Below are 17,366 nucleotides of genomic sequence, written 5' to 3'. Positions count from 1 at the left end.
GGGCCGTCCCCGGCGGGCGGCCGTCGGTCGGTGCCGGTACGGCCCTGACCGTACGTGTAGATCGAGTGCAATATCCCGCCTGAAACTGTCGGTTGTCCGTCCAGTATCCGATATTTTACTCGTTTTCGGAAAATCGAGAATAAGGTAACTACTATGTGCACAGTTTGCATAGGAGGCTCGTGTCGTTCTCACCCCACGGAGTCCGGCCGAAACACGGCGTCTACTCTCTGGGGCTGCTCTGTTTCGGGCTCGGGGTCGTTCACCTCCTCACCGAGGGGGAGGGGCTGGGAACGCTGCTCGAATCGGTGATCATCTGCAGCATGTCGGGGCTGGTCCTCGTGACCGGCTATCAGCTCCCGGCCCGGCCGATCACGAATCGGGGACAGTGGCGAACGGTCGGGGTCGGAGCGGGGGTGACAGTGTCGTTCGCGCTGTTGGCGTTCTCCATCTGGCTGATCTGGACGCTCGAAGGGGACCAGACGGAGCTGTCTTTCCTCCTCTCGTTCGCGAGCAGCCTCGGGGCGGCGGTCGGCGTCCGCGGCGGGCTGTACGCGATCGAGTCCGAGGAACGGCTCGACGAGGCTCGGGACCTCACGAACCTCCTCACGATCAATCAACGGGTGCTCCGGCACAACCTTCGAAACGAGCTCTCCGTCTCGCTCGGCTACCTCAAGAACATCGAGGCGGCCGATCGGTCGGGGGCGACGACCGAGGACGTTCGGATGATCGAGAAGCACCTCCGACGGCTGCTCACGACGACCGACCGGACGAGGGAGATCGTCTCCATCTGGGAGCACGACCAGACCGCGGAGTTCGACCTCGCGGCGGTGGTGGAAGAGCAGATCGAGCGGGCCAGAGCGGAGCATCCGGGCGTCGAGATCAGGACACGGTTCGAAGCGGACTGCCGTGTGAAGTGTCACTCGGCGCTCCCCAAAGCGATCAGGGAGGCGCTCGAAAACGCGATCGAACACACCCCCGAGAACACGCCGATAACTGCCCGCGTCCGGCGAAATGAGGACGGGATGGCGGTGCTGGAGATCAGCGACAGGGGGAGAGGAATCCCCAAGTTCGACGTCGAAGCGATCGAGGGGCAGCGGGAAACACCGCTCAACCACACGCAGGGGCTGGGGCTGTGGATCATCTACTGGACCGTCAAGATGTCCGGCGGAACGCTCGACCTGCTGGAGGGCAGTCCGCAGGGGACGACCGTGCGGATAACGCTCCCGGAAGCGAGGTAGTCGGTGGTACGGGCGCGCCGGCCGTCGACGCCCCCCGGACAGCACTACCGCTGTGCGCTGTTGATCGACTCGAAGAAGTGGGACCGCCGAGGTCAGGAGTCCACTTCCTACTCGGGTCACGCGGAATCACCTCCGTTGTCGTCGAGCCGATCAAGGTGCTGCCGACGGCTCATCCCGCGCGTCAGCTCGAACGGCTGGTCGTACACTTCGTCGAGCGAGGTGTTCGCTTTCTCCTCGAGATCACGACGCGGCCAGCCCTTGTCGCGGTGCCAAGTGTAGCTCCCCGTCCGGATTCTGTGGGGAGATCGCGCGCTCGGACACTTGCTTCCGCGGCCGTGTTCGCGAGCGACGCACTCCTCCGGATCGCGGTCGTGCGGGCACTCCCCGCCCCAGTTACACGGCTGGGTGAGGATGTACATCCAGTTCCTAATCGACGTATCTGCCAGCCGGCCGCCGCCCTTCTTCGAGGTCAGCAGCGGCTTCCGGCCGTCCTCGTCCTCGATCTCGTGACGGTTCACCCGGATGTACGCCTCGAGCACCTCGGCGGTGTCGTCCGAGATGTTGATCACGCGCTCGCCGTCGGTGCCGTTCTTCAGCGTGGTGTCCGACGCCGATTCCGGACGGTGCCGGGGGTAGATGAACGGCGTCTCGGCCTCGTCGATCACGTCGTCGACGACCGCGGGCGTGTAGCCGTCCTCGAGCAGCTGGCGCCGAAGGCGTCCGAGGTCGTCCTCCTCCAGATAGAGATCCCGGAGGTCCAGCCCGTGGATCGCGCCGAGCCGCATCGTCGTCCGCCAGATCAGCATGAACGAGACGTGCTCGCGCGAAGCGTACTCGTACCGCTCGAGGTTCTCGAGGATCGTCAGCGCACGCTGGGCGGGTAGCGTCTCGGTGTTGACCCGCTCGTCCTTCGAGAGCTCCGGCACGTCGAGCGCTTCCGCGACCTCGGGCAGCACCGCGTTCAGCTTGGCGGCGTGCTCGAGCATCCGGCCCAGTGTCCCCCACTCGTTCTTCTGGGTAGACTCGGTGATCCCCTTCGAGAGTCGCTCAGACTCGTACTGCTTGATGTGGCGGGTGGTCAGATCGTTCAGGTCATCGATTCCCTCGCGATCGCAGAACCGGATGAAGTGGATCGTCCGATCCTCGTAGGAGCGGACCGTCGAATCGGCTTTCTCTTCCTGCCGGTCGAGCCAGTCCTCGCGAGCCTCGCGAGGTGACATCGGCTCGAGGTCGGCCTCGGGGTCGATGGACTCTCGCAGGTCGTCGAGTTGGTCCATCACGTCGGAAACGTCGGGATCGTCGTCGTCGACTTCAGAGTCGTTTTCACTAGTCAAGGTGGGCCTCCCCAGCGGAGCCATAGTCAGAGGTTCCACTTTCACCGCGCCGTAGTGTCATTTTTACATACTCATACACTATCCCGACGTATGGCAGAGAATGACTCTGAAGGCGGCAAGAGAACAGCAACCGCGATGGGTACAGGAGCAACGCTCGGAGCAACCCTCGGTGGTCCCGGAGGAGCACTAGTTGGCGGAGCGATCGGCGGTCTACTCGGATACGCCTCAGAGACCGAGGACGAGTCGTAGCATTCGCGCGGAGAGAATTGGCTTGAGCGTCCTCTGGAGAACTACGGTCGCTCACTGGTTCTCACCTCGCTGAAGCTCTCGGAGCTGCTGCTGGAGGTACCGCTTCACCTCTTCCACGTCCGGCCGGCCCGGCGTGTCCTCGAGGACGGCGACGACGAGCTGATCAATCTCGTCGAACGGATCGGTCTCCGGGTGCTCATCCACGATCTCGTCGGCCACGTCCATCCAGTCGGGACTGTCCTCGGTCTCCAAGTCGGAGAGTTCGGACGCTTCCACACGGGGCTGGGGCACCTCCACGTCGGCGACGAGTTCGGGAACGTCGACATCCGGGATCGTGACGTTCAGCGTGAGGCTCGTCGCGAGTTCGTGGGTGCCGAGTTTCGCGGCGTCGGGCTTCGACTTCCGCGTACGCGTCGTTCCTTCGCGCCAATTGATCACCAGCCAGTTCTCGATCGTCTCCTCGCGAGCGCCGCCGTCGGTGACGAGTTCCTTCTCGTCGTCGTTGGCTTCCGGGTACGCCGGTCGCTCACTAGCCGGGAGCCGGTAGAGTTCCAGCTTGTCGCCGTACTCCACGCCCTCAAGGTCGAACGGGATGATCTGGTCATCCTCGGGCGGTGTCGGCGCGCCGCGATCGCTGAAGGGGCGACAGAGAGCCGTCGTCTCGGTGTCGATGCTGATCGAAGAGTACCCGACACGCTCGTAGAGGTCTTCGACGGTATCGTCTGGCAGGATGTAGGTCTCGAACTGACCGACCTGAACGACGGTTCGGTCTTCTCCACCGTCGGCGACCAACCGCCCGCGAGTGCCCTCGTAGATCCGCGCGGCCGTCTCCACGTCCCCGGCCGCGTTCATCGCCCGGATTGCGCTGTTCGCGAACGCGTTCTCGGTGTCGTCGGCGACGGGCTTCAGCACCGTGTCACAGCCACAGGAGCGCTTGGTCTTCCCGGGGCCGGCAGTTGTCGTGTGGTCGTACGGCTGTCCGCAGTCGTCACAGATCGAATCCTCGTCGCTCATTCGTCATCACCCCCGTCGGCGACAGCGGGGCGCCGAACGTCCAGCTCAACCCACCCCTCCCGTTGCTCGCGGAGCATCCGCCAGCCGGCGTCGGTCAGCGTGTAGCTGTTCGTCCGCCGGTCGAGCGCACTCTTCTCGACGAGTCCGGCGTCGACGAGCGCGTCGAGGTTCGGGTAGATCTGCCCGTGATTGATCTCGTCACCGTACCGGGCCCCGAGGCGCTCCTTCATCCCGAGCCCGTGCATCCGCGCGTCGTCGTTCTCCATCCGCGCGAGCGTCAGCAGGCAGTCGCGCCTGAACGCGGTGAGGTCGTACCACGAGACGCCGCCGTCGGCGATGAGATCGTCGTCGTCAGTGAAGACGTGTTCGACGCGGAGCGACTTGCACTTCGGGCAGGCCATCGCGAGGCCGTGCGTATCGAACCCCTCCCGGTCTTCCGCCGCGAAACCGCACTCGAAGCACTCGAAGCGGTCGCGCGACATCCGTGTCCCGCCGTCAATGATACTGTTGCTAGACTGTTCGCTGTCGGTACGTTTTTCGTCGTCAGAAGCGTTGGAACTCATGGTCTCGTGAAGTCCGGAGATAACCCTCTCCGAGGGTGATGCTCTGGCTGTGCGAGGCCGTGGTGCTCGGCCCAGTGCTCCCGACTTTGGTAGGGAGGAGAGCACTGGGTCGAGACACACCATTCTGAACGCGCGGCTCAGAAGGCGGCGGGACGGTCAGGACCGAGGTTTCAAGCCCCGGCGCGGCGTCGTCGTACATGGCTTTCGTGCCTGTCTCACGAAGGCCCGCGCGGACCCGTGTCACCAGCACGGGGTCCGCTTCAGTTTTCGAGCATGGACCCATCGGCGACCGACGGGTCCGCGAGAGACCTTCGTTACAACGTGCATCGGCATGGAGGACCTTAACTGTTAGGCTAAAAGACCTATTTCGAGAGTGTATATAACCTACCAAACTTCTTGAACGGCTGGAAATAAGCCCCAGCAGTCGTACCGTGGGTTCGAATGCGCCCCCGGCCAGAGTGGATGTCTCTGAACGATACGGTCGTGCTGGAGTTTCTCCATGAGCACGATCTAGAGCTTCCTCCGAAGGCACTCTGGGCGAATCTGAATCGGCACGGGCACGATATTGGGTACTCGACAGTGCAGCTGAGACTGTCCAAGTTGGAAGACCACGATCTCGTCGAGAAAGCCGAGTCGGGGTACTACCAATTGAGCGGGAAGGGAGAGCAATGGCTTGACGACGAAATCGGGATCGAAGAGATGGAAGACTAATGCGCGACGAGACCCTCCACAAGCTGATCATCTGGACGCCGCTGTTCGTTCTGCTCCTCGGCATCGGGCTCGTTGCATTCATTGCGTGGGGCATTTACTGACCGCTACTGCCCCGACAGGACTAGACCGGCGACCGCGTCTTTGACTGGAACCATCCACGCAGGCAGGTCTTCGACGTTGGTCCGGATTCCCTCCTCGAAGGCACGCTCGACCTCGATTCCGGAGGAGTCAATCTGGAAGTCGAAGCTCCACCGGCCGGCAGCTCCGGCGGCGACGATGGCCATCTGCGAGCGTCCGTTACTGCTCACCTGGACGAGGACGTGCGTCGGCGTCTCGTCGTCGATGGACTCGGCGTCGAGGCGTTCGGTCGGGTCGATTACGAACTCCGCTGTGCGACCGCTCTCGGTCTGGCTCTTAGTGGCCATATCTAGACACAGCCACGTTACCGACAAGAGTCTCGTCCGGCGGGTTCCGGACGGTTCCGGATAGAGAGAACCGCAGTACTCAGCCGGGTATCGATGTTCCGGGCCGAGTTCCGGACAACCCTCTCTGGAACTGGAGTCTGAACGGTTGGCTCCCACCGTGGCATACCACGGCCGACCGTGTTCGGATCAAGGGTGATCCGGAAAAACGAACGCCTGCGTCGGGTTTCCAGACACGAACCCCGTGTTTCCGACCACGAACTATAGATTGGCGATCTCCAACCCGCTGTGATAGAATAAACTGTTCTAAACTGTCTATAGGCTCTATTATGCCACCTACACTAGTGGAAGATGCGATGTTCGAAGAGAAAACCCCAGAAATGGAGGATAGATCACAATGAGTGAGTTTGTAGAAGCGATCGAGGCCGCCTTCGCGCTCATCATCGGCGGCATCGTGATGCTCGTGTTCGGATCAGTAGCAACGAGTGAATTATTTAACTTCACTCTCATGGGTGTACTGTATCTGTTCGCCGGGATAGTGGGAGTAGTACTCGTCACCGCAGTCGCGGTCCAGACACTGTTCCGATAATGAGCATGACCAAGAATGGAATCCTCTCGACGCACGACGGGAACGGAACCCATCCAGAAGAACTGCTGAACGTCCTCCGGGAGAGCGACAAGCTAGTACTTGGAACCGGGGATATAGCAGGTGCTGTCGACCTGAGTGATACGGCTGTTCGAGAGCATCTTAACGCCCTTCAGGAGGACGATCGAGTAATAAAGCAGCAGGTGGGTGGAGCAGATGTTTGGGGCCTCCCACCGACGGAGATTCAGAACCCAATACCGCCCGAATTGGACCGGCTCGCCCGGTTCAACAAAGAGATGCGTGAATTTTTCGAGGTGACCCGGTTTCTCGGAGTCGGGTTCATGCTCCTCGGGGCGCTGATCGTCATGGTCGCCATCTCTGATCCAGTAACTTCCGCACTATCGATCCAGTTGACCGATGCCGCACTCATCGTGATAGGCGCCGGCCTCGCTGCTTCCGGGGGTGCAACATGGTTCCTAGGCGGAGGTCTTGTCCTCATCACGAAGCTTCTGGAATCGAAGTCATAGCATCGAAATAAACCTCAAATAATCTGGGAAAGTGCGTAAACAGAGATAAGGAGGTAAGGAATAGCGAGGACAAACGGAATCTTCCGCTCAACACGAGTATGGGTGATGTAGTTTCTCCAATTATCACCCTCGTCGAGAATCTCCCATTCGTCGGCGAACGGCTCCGCCGGAAGATCATCCTCCATCGAGTTGATTACTTTGTACTTCCCGCTGTTTAGCTGCTTGTAAGAGACGATACTGAGATACCAGAGGATACAAAGAGCGAATCCGAGAAGTCCGGCAAGCAGTAGGCCTACCTCCTCAATTATCTGGGTATCCGTAAGTACAGAAAGGACAGCAAGAGTCCCAGAGAGCAACAGAACGTAAAATCGGTTGTTCCGCATACGCCGGTTGCTGACGTTCAGCGTCGTGTTCACATAGGCTGTATACTGGTCAATCAATTCCGTTTGATCGGAATCAGGGGATTCACTATCGTCGTTCATGTTGCATATTCGTCGATCGCGTTCAGGATCGCCTTCCCGTCGGCTTCAACAAGCTCGACTGCGTGATCCTGAACAATTCCGGGGACACGGTCATTCTCTGCAGGAATCACACCAATAATTGGCTTTTCCATCTCGTTTGCCATCTCAATCTCTTCTTGGATCCAATCACTGTACGTGACGTACATCCCGGATAGCACGAGTACGACAGAAGCCGAACGCATTTGATCTCGGATTTTCTTCCGGAGGTGATTGGGAAGCCGAGCATCAAGTGGGTCGTCCGAGGAAACGCTGTGGTCAAAGTATTCGAAGCCGTTTGCATCGTCAAGGAGTTCTTTGACCTCCTCGAAGTGCTCCTCATATGCCCAAGAGTGGCTGATAAAGACCCGGTGGGCTTGCTCTGGATCCGGAGCTGTACTACTACGTGATTCGCCGAAAACCTTCCCAAGGGCAGCAAGTCCAATACCACCTAGGGCAAGTGCTGCGAGAACTTTCCCTTTTGAAGACTCAGCTCCGTTTGACGACTGGGGTACGGGCTGAGATATCTGGTTATCATCTGACACAGGGTTAGAAACAGACACACGATACTTCGATGGTAACTCGATGATCTGCATCTGATCCAACCCTTCTTCGCACTCGTAGACTCTCCAGAGGCCCTTGATGCCCGGCCCTTGAGCTTCAAATCTTGGAGGAATCGGACCTACCTCCTCCTTGTCTATATCGATTGGAACGGGTGATCTTCTAGCTCGATCAAAGTGGTGTTGCCAACTCATTAGACGATGATTCCTGTGTTTGAAGAATAAACTTGGCTGGAGCACGGTGAAAGTGGAAATACTGAATAGTTCGGTTTTGTACCCTCCCAAAGTATACGTGGCCGATACTGGGTCAAAACCAGTAGGGAGACAAGAATCAAAACATAGACACGGAGCCGTTCACCCGCTCAGCCAACTGCTCTTCGATGTCGCTGCGTCGGAAACCACCCGGTGCGAGCACGGACTCAGCCGCTCGACAAAGCTCATCCCGGTAGAAATCGGCGTCGTACCGTTCAGGCTCCTCGTGTAGGAGGGCAACGCGAGCCCGACCGTCTTTCTCGTCGTCGACGACCACATACTCCACGTCCTGCCCGGGGTTCTTCTCCAAGCCGAGATCGGACGCGCGCTCCAGTGCGGCGACGTTCTTCGTCGTCTGTGTGTACTCCTCCACGCGCTTCGAGACGCGGTTCGTGATCGCTAGTCGAGTCGGATCCACGTCGCCGGTGCGGAGTTCCTCGATAAACTCTCGGAGCCGCTCGCACACCCCCTCGGGCGAGCGCGTTCGTCCGAACTCCTGCATCAGTTCCAACTGCGCGGTTTCGACGAATTCCGGCGTCGATCGCTGCCGTGCCTCTATCCCGCGACGCTTGTAGCTCGACGCCTCGTCGACGGGCTCTCCGGCTCGCTTCCCGAAGTATCGCGTCAGCGCGCCGGCGTCGTCGTTGCGCCGCGGGCAGAACGCGATCCAGTCGTACGCGGCCTCGTACTCCAGCCGGATCTCCACGTCCTCGCTGATCTCTTCGGCGACCGCCTCCAGGCCAGTCTGCTCGCGATCGTCCATCGGCGTCACCCAGAGCGAGTCGACGATCCCGTGGACGACGCGCCAGCCGTGCTGCTCGAACGTCGCCTTGGCCTCAAGGATGATCTCACGAGCGAACGCGTTGATTGCCTCGTGGCACTCGATCCGGCCGAACTTCGCGTTCGAGAACCCCTGATACCCGAAGCAGGAGACGAGGATCCACTTGATCGCCGACGATGCTCCTTCGAGCACCTCGGTGTCGCCGTCCTCCTCGCGAATCCGGCGCTTGATCTCGTCCCGATCGTCGATCAGGGGCTGGAGCACGTCGGGGAGATATCCCGGCTCCGGGCAGATCGAGTACCCCAATCCCGACACGTCCTGACGCTCGGGGTGACAGTCACAGCAGACCGTCTCCGGCGAGATGTTCCGCGTACACATGATGTTCGGATAGAGGCTGGAGAAGTCGAGTTCGTGGACGTTCTCGTGAACACCGACATCCGGTGAGAACGTGTACCCTCCACGATCGGCCTCCTCCAGCGTGGCAGCGCTCTTGAAGAACTCCGGCCGCCACGCACGCCAGGGGACGAGCACATCCCGATCCAGCGCCTCGCGGATCTGGATGGCGGTGAGGATGTTCCCGATGCTCGCCCACGACGCCTCCTGTAGCGGCTTGTGCGAACGCTCTACGAGGTCGAGAATCCCGTGGAGGTTGGCCTCCTTCAGAAAGAAGGAGTTCGAGGCGTCGACGAGCACGCGGCCCGGAACGTTGTATCGAGCCGGCGAGTGTCCGATCCGGCCGTAGCTCTCGTACGTACTCTTCGTCGCTAACTGTGTGTACCCCGGCTCCCGACCCAGTTGGAGCGGCTTGTCGTCGACGGCGTTGAACAACTGGGGGATCAACTGGGCCGTGGAAACTCGCAGGACATCCGGATTGTGCTCCTGGATCAGCGCCTCCACGTCACGGGCGATCGTCGACGGATCCTCTTCGAGGACGTACGTCTCCCCACTCGAGGCCGTCACTGTCACTGACCTCAGGCCACCTGACTCCGTTATCGGCGGCGTTTCGAGTTCCATCATCGTCGGCTCCCGGGCCGGCGCCGGATCGGTGCCGGTCTCGACGCAGTACCGGAACTCCGGCGAGAGGTCGACGTTGTAGCAGCGATACTCTCCCGGTCGGCCTAACTGCGTAATCGTCGACGCTAACCGCAGAATCACGTCCAGATTCATCACCTCTACGGCCAGCATTTCGCACGCATCGTGGCGCCAACCGGGGCGATGTTCTTCCCTCTCGACCTCGGCCACCTCGGGATGCGCGCCGATCGACGATTCGACCTCGTTGAGCGAACCGTCGGTAGTGTTGACGTAGAACCGAGGCCGGTAGCTCACCTCCTCGCGCTCCGCTCCGGATTCAGTAAGCGACCACTCGACTGCGGTTTCCTCGTCGGGGAAATCGATACAGTAGGTCACTCTGTACCCTCTAGTTCCTCCTCGAGCGTAGCGATCCGACGCTCCTGTGCGAGCACGATCGACATCAGGACCAGATCGAGCTTCCGTTCCGTGTTCTGGTACCCTGCGGCGTCGGCGTGTCCAGCGGCTTGTTCCCAGAGGTCGTCCCAGTGCTGCTGGTCACGATACCGGAGCGCCCGGCGGAAGTCACCCCACTGCTCCTCGAGACGCCGGAGACTGTCGCGGTACGTTGGGTTAGACCGTCCCACGAGCAAACACCCCTGAAGAGATGTTGGCGGTCTCGTGGATCGGCTGGCGGGCTTGGAGAACCTCCTGCCAGAACGCGATCGTCGTCTGAACCCAGCCATCCTCCAGCTCGTAGACCATCGTCTCGAACTCATCGCCGACGAACCGCGGCCCCATCGGTGTGTCCTGAACGGCGAGAGTCGATGTCGCCGCGGTCTCGACTGGCTCGCTGAACCCGTCCGCCTTCGAACGGGTGCACAGAACCGGAATTTCGTACTCACGGGCTACCCCGGCCAGCTTGGCAAGGGCACGAACCAACATCTCCTGCCCGTCATCACCTTGGAGATCACTCCCTCGATACAGGGCGTCGATGTCCGGTAACACGACCACCTCGGTGTTCTCGCCGAGATTCGCCTCGAGGTTTCCGATGAGCGCGGTGTGCTGATAGGGAGTGAATCCTCGAGCCACGTCGACCCGTTCGAGCACCCGTCTATCCGGAGACACCTCGGCGAGCGTGTCTGTCGTGCAATATCGCCCGGTCCCGACCCAGACTGCGCGACCACTTTCGAGTAACAGGCGGTCCACCATCAGGGTCTGAAGAGGTAGACGCGGGTCGTTCTCAGCTTCGACCAGCGTAATACCTGAATCGAGTGACGGGAGTTCAGGGATCGTCAATGATGGGGAGTCGTTCCTCTGGTGTAGCATATCTCCAACAACCGGGAACAGCTCCAAGAGTGTCTCTCGGGAGGTTCCGAACGGTTCCGGATAGGCCAAAACCGCCCAACGGGGACGCGGAGACGGTAGTTCCGAACGGTGTTCCGGAGGCTACTCCACGATCTGGTACGTTTTCGCACCTCCCTCGCTATCTGTGGTGATCAGGTTGTAGTGCTCGAGCTTCGGAAGGTGCCGCTCTCGAAGCGCTCGGAGCGTGATCGGGTCGGGGTGTTCTCGCTTGTAGTGCTCGTAGAGTTCTTTCTGGATCAGCGGACCGGCCTCCTCAAGACACTCGTAGAGGACACGCTGGTGGTCGTTCAGCTTCGAGATCGCTTTCTGGCGCACCTCCTCTTCGGCGTCAAGAACTGATTCGCGCACGAGACGACGTGGAATTGACGACAGTCCCTCGTCGGCTGCCTTGCGTGCCGAAACCCGCAGCGCCGTGATGGCCCGACGAGCGTCGCCGTCGGCCATCTCGGCGATCTCCTTCAGCGTCTCGCGCTCGACAGCCCCCGGATCGAGACCCTGACTGGCGCGTCGGGCGAGAATCTCCGTCACTGTGTCGGCAGTGTATCTGTCGAATTGAACCCGATATCCAACTGAGACTCGCGAGCGGACACGCTCCTCAAGGCGGGCAAGGAGGTCGACCTCGCGGTTCGCGATGCAAATCCAAGAGAGCCCGTAGATCGAATGGAGATCGTACAGCGTGTCCGGATCGCGAAGCTGGTCGACTTCATCGAGAATGATCACACTCGGCGAGTCGAGCGACGACTCCAGCTTATCGACCAAATCCCGCGCTGGGGCATTCTTCGGCACGGCCGCGTTGGCAAGGTCCTTCGCGGCACGCTCCAAGACGCCGGAACGCGTCGATTCCTTCCAGCAGTTCACGTATGCCGTTGGGACCTCGAGTACCTCGCGCCGGAGTTCCCGTACGGCAGCTCGGGCGACCGTGGTTTTTCCGGCACCGCTCGGCCCGAAGAGGTAGCAGTTCTCGGCGCGAAAGCCGTCCTCGATCGGCGCGAGAGCGTCGGTGACCTCGTTCATCTGGCTGTTTCGGCCAACTATCTCCCGTGGGAGGTGGTCTTCGTCGAAGACGGTCCCGTCTCTCAGCATCTACTCAGATTAGACAACGGAACACTCCATAAGTGGAACCCCTGCAGTTCCGAATGGTTCCGAATGGCGCGGAGGATTTGATGCCGAGAGCATTCGGACAGCCCTTGAGGGTGGCAAGCAGTGGAAAGTATCAGCGGAAGACCCAGCAAACGACCAATAGCCTCTGAGACGACGGCTCTTCGTGCAGAGATCACTGGTGGGCAAAGCCAGTTACTCTTCGCTGTGCCACTCCACGGTCGAGAAGACGTGATCGAGTTGGTCGGCGAACTCCGTGTCCTCAAAGGCGTAATCAATGTCGTCCTTAGACGCCACGCCGTCAGAGCTGAGTGCGTACTCGACGAGGTTTCCAAGATCGCGAATCACCGCGGCGATTACGTCGTGATCCTCGTTCGCGAAGTAGATCGCCGCTTCACGACTGGCGTCTTTCAGGGTTTGCCTGTCTTGGATGAGGGGATCGTTGTCTTGCCGGGCTTGGTTCAGATCTGAGGCTAACTCAACGATCATGCTCCGGAACCCGGATTGTGCTCCTCCGTAGACTCCTCGGGTTTCGATGGCCTGTTCGAGGTCCGACTCGGGGTCAACAGAGATATCGAGATCGGGGTTCTGGAGGTGATAGTCTAGGGTCTTCAGCAGGTTTTTACAGAATATATAGTCGTCTTGGCTAAGCCCGTAGAAGTCTTGGATGAACTGTTTCGCCTCGTTTCGGGCTGTGTCTTCCTTGTTCGTCTCGCCGATGCTGTCATAAAACATCGCTTCTGCGAGTTTCGAGATGAGGTACCCGAGGCCCGCTACGAGATGGATGTCTTGGTTGGTCGTTAGTCTGCGAATCGTCTCGGTGATCTCTTCGAACGTCTTCTCGATCTTGTCGTCCTTGTTGTGGTCCTCCAACGATCCCGCGAGGGTGACGGCTCTCGCGACTTCGGTTACTAGGGTCTTCTCCGGCGGTTTGTCTGTCTCGGTCTCCAGAATTTCTTCGACAGGCTTTGAACTCTGATCGTCGCCGTTCGCTCGTTCGGTGACATCTGACCAGTCTACGTCCTCCTGCCCACTGTAGTAGAGCGATAGACTAGTTTCCGCTTCGTCTTCGTTTACAGCTGGATCTTGGAGTAAATTCACCAGTTGCTGTTCTTTCGACTCCTTGGTTGGTACTTGGTCAAGGTGTAAGTCAACCATTACACCGGTAGCGAACCGATCCCCCGTGGTACGTGCAAACTCTTCGACTGCCTCGGAATTAGGGTTGCTTCCCAGAACAAAGTCCCACAGAAAATCCTCCAGAACGTCGATTAGAGGGCTTTCAGTCACGTCGTTCGCGTATATTGTGGCACACTCCCTGTGTTGTTCTGCGAGACGTTCTTCAGATATAGAGTTCCTGAGATAATCGTGCAGCAGATCGTGTGGTTTGTAGACCGGATACGAGTGGTGGCCGATCTTCTCGAGCACCGATTCGCGGTAGAGGCTCTGTAGTTCTCTCCTCGTTTTCGTTGTATCCTCCCCAATAAGTTTTGAGACAATATCTCGACGGAATTCCGACAGAGCACAGATGTTTCGAAGTAATCGTTCTTGGTCCTCGGCGAGTTCGTTCAGGAATTCACTCTCGAGGTAGCTGTGAATCTGAGACTCTGGGAGGTCGTTGAGTGCGGACTCGACGCTACTTTCGACAGCTATCGAGGCAAACCGATTCAGGTAGTAAGGATTACCTTTGGTGACTTCTACGACTTCTGAGATTTCTTCCTCCGATGGGTCGAGTCCTGCTTCCGATAGGTACGCTTCAGTTTCCTCCGTGTCGAATTCACCTAGTTCGACTGTAGTGATCGGGATGTCGTGCTCTGTAGCCAATCTTCGTTGAGAGCCAACACAGAAGACGACGTTCTCCGGAAGGTCTCTTGAGAGACTTTTGAAGAGGCGGTCGAACTCCTCTTGCCTAGCTTCGACTCGATCGTAGTGATCTAGGAGGACCAAGAGCGTGCAGTCGGGGTTTAGGTTAGAGAATTCCCCGAGGAAGTCGGTCAAGATTTCTCCGTACAGTGGGACGTTAGAGTCTGAATCTTCTTCGGGGAGGAGGTGCTTACCCACTGAGAGAGTGCTAAGTCCGGGTACGACTGCGCCGCCTCCGGCAGAGAGTAGGTCGATGGCGGGGTCCGTGTACTTAGAACGAATTACCCGGTGAAGGGCCTGTTTGGCCCTCTTCGTCTTTCCCGACGGAACTTCTTCTTTCCACCGTTCTTGGAATTCTGCCCCGAACTGTTTGATACTAGTTAGCCCGCTGTTGAACTGGAAATCGAGGACGAAGACGTCGTCTTCATCCGCGTACTGCTGTCTGATTTCTTCGAGAAAGCGTGTTTTCCCGTGACCACTAGGCCCGACTATGGAGTAGAAAGACCCACTAGAAGATTCGATTCCGTCAAATACAGTCCGTAGCTCTTCCTGACGATCGATAAACGAAGGAAGCTGACTCATGGAAGAAGATGTTGTCTGATGGAATACCTTCTTCCGTAATATATCCTCTGTTAGTATTCCTTTTCGATAGACTCGAGCGTGTCGTCTATGCTCTGGATCTGGTTTCTTAGAGAGTGGACGCGTTTCTCGACCATCTCGTCGTCGCTACAGTCGATTTCCGCCCGTAGGTACCTCGTCTCTTTTTGGCACCTGCTTAGATCAGACTCGGTGATTTCGAGGGCTTTCGATTTAGATAGGTCTTCTCGGCGTTCTGAACTACGCCAAAAGAGGACCCCGAACTTCTCCCTGAAAAATTCGCCAGCCCTCATTGATATTGGGCAATTGGGCTCGTCCCGATCATAAAAATCACGGTTAGTTCAACGGTCAACGAAATTAGTGGGGACAGTCTATCGGACTGACTCAACCTACTTCTTGCACAAGTCGGAAGCGACCCCCCGCAAACCCGCCCGATCACGGCCGAAACCCGGTCGGTTCTCACCCATTATGTGCGATCTTCTTCTACAAGGCTCTATGCGATTGGAGGCCACCAACAAGCCGGATCAGTACAAGTGCTGGCTCACCGACGACGAGCTGGAGGAGCTCCGCCGCGCGGCCTCGAGCCATCGCGACGACCTGATCGTTCAACTCGGCGGCTACGTCGGCCTCCGGGCGTTCGAGATTCCCCAAATCTGCCCGAAGCACGTCAAGCGGACCGAGGACGGCGACCACTTCCGGCTCCGCGTTCCGGAGGGGAAGGACACGACCGGCGGCGGTGGGAAGCCCCGGGACGCCTACCTCCCGCGCGACGTGGAGGGCGACATCCACCGCTACCAGACCGCCGAGGACATCGGCCGCCACGAGCAGCTCGTCGATCTCTCCGAGCGGGGCGTCCGGGCGGTGGTCAAACGCACGGCCGAGCGCGCGGCCGAGGCCACCGGCGACGGCGACTTCCGCTACGTCTCGAGCCACGATCTCCGCCGGCGCTTCGCGCAGCGGCTCCTCGTCGATCGACAGATGAACCCTCGCGTGGTCATGCAGGTGGGCGGCTGGGACTCGTTCCAAGCGATCGAGCCCTACCTGAACGCGCCGACGCCGAGCGTCGTGAACGAGGCGTTCGAGGAGGCGGGGTTCGCGTAGTACAGGCGTGGGTTCGATCGTTTTCGGCCTCTCAGGGTAAAGCCTAAACAATACCATCTCCGACCGTTTGACATGGCCGACCCGGCATCATACGGCGATCTACTCCGTCTCATCGCTCTATCACTGCCTGCGCTTGCTCTACTTCTCGTAGCGTTCTCCAATCTGAGGGAACTGTTCGAAATAGAATCACTCAATTTGGGGATTGTTCTGGTGTTAGGTTCAGTATCCTTCATGGGCCTCGCTGCAATATTCTCGATAACGCCGTTCGCGTCCGGGTTTGGTGGCTCACCGCTCAGGGTTTATATTGTGTTTTTCGGGCTTATTGCGGCCCTTATGTGCATCACAGTTGCTTCTGGGATAGCTGCTTTCAGTGTCTTCTATGAGAATATTCTCTAGAACTCAGTCGTCGCGCTTCCCGGGACGGCGAATCTCGGCCGTGTCGTCGCCCTCCTCCGCGTAGAACGGTATCTGGTCTCCCTGCTCGATCTCCCACTCCTCGGCGAGCGGACTGGGGATCGTGACCGTCACGCTGCCCTTGGTTTCCTGTGCGGTCCGGCAGTCCGCGAATCGTTCCTCGATGCCCATACGTCTCGACTCTCGTGGTCTATCATAAAACGGGAGAACCGAACAGATTCTCATAAAGTCTATTAGATTCCCCCCAATTTTCTGCGATTTAGGCGCTGTCGTTGCCATTCGCGAGTATCGGCCGAGCGGCTCGGCCGACGACAAGTATGGACGACGACACTCGGGGCTCTGAGACAGAGCCCGACACGGCGGAGAAAAGGCACGACCCACAGCGCTGGGAGCGCCGGAGGCGGCGATGGTGAGGACGGTCCGGAAGCGGATCGCGGACCGGATCGCGCCGTCCTCGACGACCTGCTCAGCCTGCGGGATCGAGATTCCTGACGACTCGATCTTCTGCCCGCGATGCGGAGCGCGCGAGCCCGACGCCGGAGAGCCCGGCGTCGTGATCCGAGGGGTGTCAGAGGAGACCTCGGAGGCGCTCACCGACGCGCTGCAAGAGGTCGGCGTCGACGAGGACCTGATCCAGTATGAGTGAGGGCGACCTCCCGGCAACACAGAGCGAGCAGGATCTCCCAGAGCCGGAGGGTGGGGTCGATCTCGAGGCAGGAGAGCGGCTCGGATCAGCAGCGGACGCGATGGAGGAGTTCAACCGACTCCTCTGGCAGTTCGCCCGTTCGCTGATCATCGTGGTCGCGATGCTGCTCTCGATCTCGATGCTCGTGATCGCGTACTACGGCGCCGAGTTCATCGTGGGGCTGGCATGATCCGGGATCGACTCCGACCTCGAGCGTCGGCGCGCCAGTTGGTAGCGGCGGCGGGGCTGCCGTTGATCGCCCAGTCGGTGCTGTTCCAAATCGCGCTGGCGGGTGGGAGTTCTACGAGGAACCGAACGGTAGCGTCTATCAGAACCCGGACGGCGCGGGCTGGGGAACGACCTACTACGACTACGGGTTTTCGGGCCGTACTGGACGCTCGATCTCGCGCTAGTCGCGAGCGTCGGCGTCGCCGTGATCGTCTCGATCCTCGCGATCCTCGCGGTCGAGTACCGAGTTCGGCGCGGCGCCGGCGTCGACGA

22 protein-coding genes are annotated in these 17,366 nt (G+C 59.5%); 9 read left to right on the top strand and 13 right to left on the bottom strand.

The genetic code is table 11. The features are described from left to right. The first annotated feature begins 179 nt into the window (after positions 1-179). Complete coding sequence (locus ACYQZ5_RS00110; protein ID WP_379730399.1) at positions 180-1,238, top strand: sensor histidine kinase; 1,059 nt, start codon at positions 180-182, stop codon at positions 1,236-1,238. Between the two features lie 116 nt (positions 1,239-1,354). On the opposite strand, the gene ACYQZ5_RS00105 is transcribed toward ACYQZ5_RS00110, so the two are convergent. Further along, complete coding sequence (locus ACYQZ5_RS00105; protein WP_379730400.1) at positions 1,355-2,572, bottom strand: tyrosine-type recombinase/integrase; 1,218 nt, start codon at positions 2,570-2,572, stop codon at positions 1,355-1,357. Positions 2,573-2,626: 54 nt separating this feature from the next. Between ACYQZ5_RS00105 and ACYQZ5_RS00100 the strand changes: the two genes are divergently transcribed. Next, positions 2,627-2,821 carry a hypothetical protein gene (locus tag ACYQZ5_RS00100; protein WP_379730401.1) on the top strand — a complete coding sequence of 65 codons (195 nt, stop codon included), beginning with the start codon at positions 2,627-2,629 and terminating at the stop codon, positions 2,819-2,821. Between the two features lie 51 nt (positions 2,822-2,872). Here ACYQZ5_RS00100 and ACYQZ5_RS00095 read toward each other — a convergent pair whose 3' ends face one another. Both ACYQZ5_RS00095 and ACYQZ5_RS00090 read right to left on the bottom strand, forming a co-directional pair. After that, positions 2,873-3,835, bottom strand: a complete 963-nt coding sequence (locus tag ACYQZ5_RS00095; protein ID WP_379730402.1) for a hypothetical protein — start codon at positions 3,833-3,835, stop codon at positions 2,873-2,875. Continuing rightward, the gene (locus tag ACYQZ5_RS00090) at positions 3,832-4,317 is read right to left on the bottom strand and encodes a PadR family transcriptional regulator (RefSeq protein WP_379730403.1); all 486 of its coding nucleotides are present in this window, start codon (positions 4,315-4,317) and stop codon (positions 3,832-3,834) included. The genes ACYQZ5_RS00095 and ACYQZ5_RS00090 overlap by 4 nt, the downstream gene beginning before the upstream one ends. A gap of 543 nt (positions 4,318-4,860) precedes the next feature. Here ACYQZ5_RS00090 and ACYQZ5_RS00085 point away from each other — a divergent pair. Then, positions 4,861-5,109 (top strand): winged-helix domain-containing protein, encoded by a 249-nt coding sequence (locus ACYQZ5_RS00085; RefSeq protein ID WP_379730404.1) that lies wholly within the window; start codon positions 4,861-4,863, stop codon positions 5,107-5,109. Between the two features lie 104 nt (positions 5,110-5,213). On the opposite strand, the gene ACYQZ5_RS00080 is transcribed toward ACYQZ5_RS00085, so the two are convergent. After that, positions 5,214-5,534, bottom strand: a complete 321-nt coding sequence (locus ACYQZ5_RS00080) for a hypothetical protein (protein ID WP_379730405.1) — start codon at positions 5,532-5,534, stop codon at positions 5,214-5,216. A 394-nt stretch (positions 5,535-5,928) separates the two neighbouring features. Here ACYQZ5_RS00080 and ACYQZ5_RS00075 point away from each other — a divergent pair, with 394 nt between their 5' ends. Further along, positions 5,929-6,120 (top strand): hypothetical protein, encoded by a 192-nt coding sequence (locus ACYQZ5_RS00075; protein WP_379730406.1) that lies wholly within the window; start codon positions 5,929-5,931, stop codon positions 6,118-6,120. Continuing rightward, on the top strand, positions 6,120-6,644 hold the full coding sequence (locus ACYQZ5_RS00070) for a helix-turn-helix domain-containing protein (RefSeq protein WP_379730407.1): 525 nt from the start codon (positions 6,120-6,122) through the stop codon (positions 6,642-6,644). The genes ACYQZ5_RS00075 and ACYQZ5_RS00070 overlap by 1 nt, the downstream gene beginning before the upstream one ends. A gap of 14 nt (positions 6,645-6,658) precedes the next feature. On the opposite strand, the gene ACYQZ5_RS00065 is transcribed toward ACYQZ5_RS00070, so the two are convergent. The 8 genes from ACYQZ5_RS00065 to ACYQZ5_RS00030 form a co-directional block, all read right to left on the bottom strand. Next, complete coding sequence (locus tag ACYQZ5_RS00065) at positions 6,659-7,126, bottom strand: RipA family octameric membrane protein (RefSeq protein WP_379730408.1); 468 nt, start codon at positions 7,124-7,126, stop codon at positions 6,659-6,661. Then, positions 7,123-7,896, bottom strand: a complete 774-nt coding sequence (locus ACYQZ5_RS00060; protein ID WP_379730409.1) for a TIR domain-containing protein — start codon at positions 7,894-7,896, stop codon at positions 7,123-7,125. Before ACYQZ5_RS00060 ends, ACYQZ5_RS00065 begins: the two co-directional genes overlap by 4 nt. A 136-nt stretch (positions 7,897-8,032) precedes the next feature. Further along, positions 8,033-10,141: a type B DNA-directed DNA polymerase gene (locus ACYQZ5_RS00055; RefSeq protein WP_379730410.1), complete on the bottom strand. Its 2,109-nt coding sequence runs from the start codon at positions 10,139-10,141 to the stop codon at positions 8,033-8,035. Then, entirely contained in the window at positions 10,138-10,389 is a 252-nt protein-coding gene (locus ACYQZ5_RS00050) for a DUF8156 family protein (RefSeq protein WP_379730411.1), read from the bottom strand. Before ACYQZ5_RS00050 ends, ACYQZ5_RS00055 begins: the two co-directional genes overlap by 4 nt. After that, on the bottom strand, positions 10,376-11,071 hold the full coding sequence (locus ACYQZ5_RS00045; RefSeq protein WP_379819011.1) for a hypothetical protein: 696 nt from the start codon (positions 11,069-11,071) through the stop codon (positions 10,376-10,378). The genes ACYQZ5_RS00050 and ACYQZ5_RS00045 overlap by 14 nt, the downstream gene beginning before the upstream one ends. A gap of 120 nt (positions 11,072-11,191) precedes the next feature. Beyond that, the gene (locus ACYQZ5_RS00040; RefSeq protein WP_379730413.1) at positions 11,192-12,193 is read right to left on the bottom strand and encodes a Cdc6/Cdc18 family protein; all 1,002 of its coding nucleotides are present in this window, start codon (positions 12,191-12,193) and stop codon (positions 11,192-11,194) included. Positions 12,194-12,403: 210 nt separating this feature from the next. Then, the gene (locus ACYQZ5_RS00035; protein ID WP_379730414.1) at positions 12,404-14,650 is read right to left on the bottom strand and encodes an ATP-binding protein; all 2,247 of its coding nucleotides are present in this window, start codon (positions 14,648-14,650) and stop codon (positions 12,404-12,406) included. 50 nt (positions 14,651-14,700) lie between these two features. Further along, positions 14,701-14,958, bottom strand: coding sequence for a hypothetical protein (locus tag ACYQZ5_RS00030; protein ID WP_379730415.1), 258 nt, complete (start codon positions 14,956-14,958; stop codon positions 14,701-14,703). A 202-nt stretch (positions 14,959-15,160) separates the two neighbouring features. On the opposite strand from ACYQZ5_RS00030, the gene ACYQZ5_RS00025 reads away from it, so the two are divergent. Both ACYQZ5_RS00025 and ACYQZ5_RS00020 read left to right on the top strand, forming a co-directional pair. Then, positions 15,161-15,766 carry a site-specific integrase gene (locus ACYQZ5_RS00025; RefSeq protein ID WP_379730416.1) on the top strand — a complete coding sequence of 202 codons (606 nt, stop codon included), beginning with the start codon at positions 15,161-15,163 and terminating at the stop codon, positions 15,764-15,766. 72 nt (positions 15,767-15,838) lie between these two features. Further along, positions 15,839-16,162: a hypothetical protein gene (locus ACYQZ5_RS00020; RefSeq protein WP_379730417.1), complete on the top strand. Its 324-nt coding sequence runs from the start codon at positions 15,839-15,841 to the stop codon at positions 16,160-16,162. Between the two features lie 3 nt (positions 16,163-16,165). Here the strand turns inward: ACYQZ5_RS00020 and ACYQZ5_RS00015 are convergent, their stop codons facing one another. Further along, on the bottom strand, positions 16,166-16,351 hold the full coding sequence (locus tag ACYQZ5_RS00015) for a hypothetical protein (protein WP_379730418.1): 186 nt from the start codon (positions 16,349-16,351) through the stop codon (positions 16,166-16,168). A gap of 235 nt (positions 16,352-16,586) precedes the next feature. Between ACYQZ5_RS00015 and ACYQZ5_RS00010 the strand changes: the two genes are divergently transcribed. Next, complete coding sequence (locus ACYQZ5_RS00010; RefSeq protein ID WP_379730419.1) at positions 16,587-16,826, top strand: zinc-ribbon domain-containing protein; 240 nt, start codon at positions 16,587-16,589, stop codon at positions 16,824-16,826. Beyond that, complete coding sequence (locus ACYQZ5_RS00005; RefSeq protein ID WP_379730420.1) at positions 16,819-17,055, top strand: hypothetical protein; 237 nt, start codon at positions 16,819-16,821, stop codon at positions 17,053-17,055. Before ACYQZ5_RS00010 ends, ACYQZ5_RS00005 begins: the two co-directional genes overlap by 8 nt. Positions 17,056-17,366: the final 311 nt, after the last annotated feature.

Source organism: Halolamina salina, from assembly GCF_054653455.1.
This window is presented reverse-complemented; position numbering and strand designations above follow the sequence as displayed.

Coding starts and splice junctions, on each gene's coding strand:
- ACYQZ5_RS00025 (WP_379730416.1), top strand. CDS start 15,161: ATGCGATTGGAGGCCACCAACAAGCCGGATCAGTACAAGTGCTGGCTC.
- ACYQZ5_RS00010 (WP_379730419.1), top strand. CDS start 16,587: ATGGTGAGGACGGTCCGGAAGCGGATCGCGGACCGGATCGCGCCGTCC.
- ACYQZ5_RS00075 (WP_379730406.1), top strand. CDS start 5,929: ATGAGTGAGTTTGTAGAAGCGATCGAGGCCGCCTTCGCGCTCATCATC.
- ACYQZ5_RS00060 (WP_379730409.1), bottom strand. CDS start 7,896: ATGAGTTGGCAACACCACTTTGATCGAGCTAGAAGATCACCCGTTCCA.
- ACYQZ5_RS00015 (WP_379730418.1), bottom strand. CDS start 16,351: ATGGGCATCGAGGAACGATTCGCGGACTGCCGGACCGCACAGGAAACC.
- ACYQZ5_RS00045 (WP_379819011.1), bottom strand. CDS start 11,071: ATGCTACACCAGAGGAACGACTCCCCATCATTGACGATCCCTGAACTC.
- ACYQZ5_RS00020 (WP_379730417.1), top strand. CDS start 15,839: ATGGCCGACCCGGCATCATACGGCGATCTACTCCGTCTCATCGCTCTA.
- ACYQZ5_RS00005 (WP_379730420.1), top strand. CDS start 16,819: ATGAGTGAGGGCGACCTCCCGGCAACACAGAGCGAGCAGGATCTCCCA.
- ACYQZ5_RS00095 (WP_379730402.1), bottom strand. CDS start 3,835: ATGAGCGACGAGGATTCGATCTGTGACGACTGCGGACAGCCGTACGAC.
- ACYQZ5_RS00070 (WP_379730407.1), top strand. CDS start 6,120: ATGAGCATGACCAAGAATGGAATCCTCTCGACGCACGACGGGAACGGA.
- ACYQZ5_RS00085 (WP_379730404.1), top strand. CDS start 4,861: ATGTCTCTGAACGATACGGTCGTGCTGGAGTTTCTCCATGAGCACGAT.
- ACYQZ5_RS00065 (WP_379730408.1), bottom strand. CDS start 7,126: ATGAACGACGATAGTGAATCCCCTGATTCCGATCAAACGGAATTGATT.
- ACYQZ5_RS00030 (WP_379730415.1), bottom strand. CDS start 14,958: ATGAGGGCTGGCGAATTTTTCAGGGAGAAGTTCGGGGTCCTCTTTTGG.
- ACYQZ5_RS00035 (WP_379730414.1), bottom strand. CDS start 14,650: ATGAGTCAGCTTCCTTCGTTTATCGATCGTCAGGAAGAGCTACGGACT.
- ACYQZ5_RS00040 (WP_379730413.1), bottom strand. CDS start 12,193: ATGCTGAGAGACGGGACCGTCTTCGACGAAGACCACCTCCCACGGGAG.
- ACYQZ5_RS00090 (WP_379730403.1), bottom strand. CDS start 4,317: ATGTCGCGCGACCGCTTCGAGTGCTTCGAGTGCGGTTTCGCGGCGGAA.
- ACYQZ5_RS00080 (WP_379730405.1), bottom strand. CDS start 5,534: ATGGCCACTAAGAGCCAGACCGAGAGCGGTCGCACAGCGGAGTTCGTA.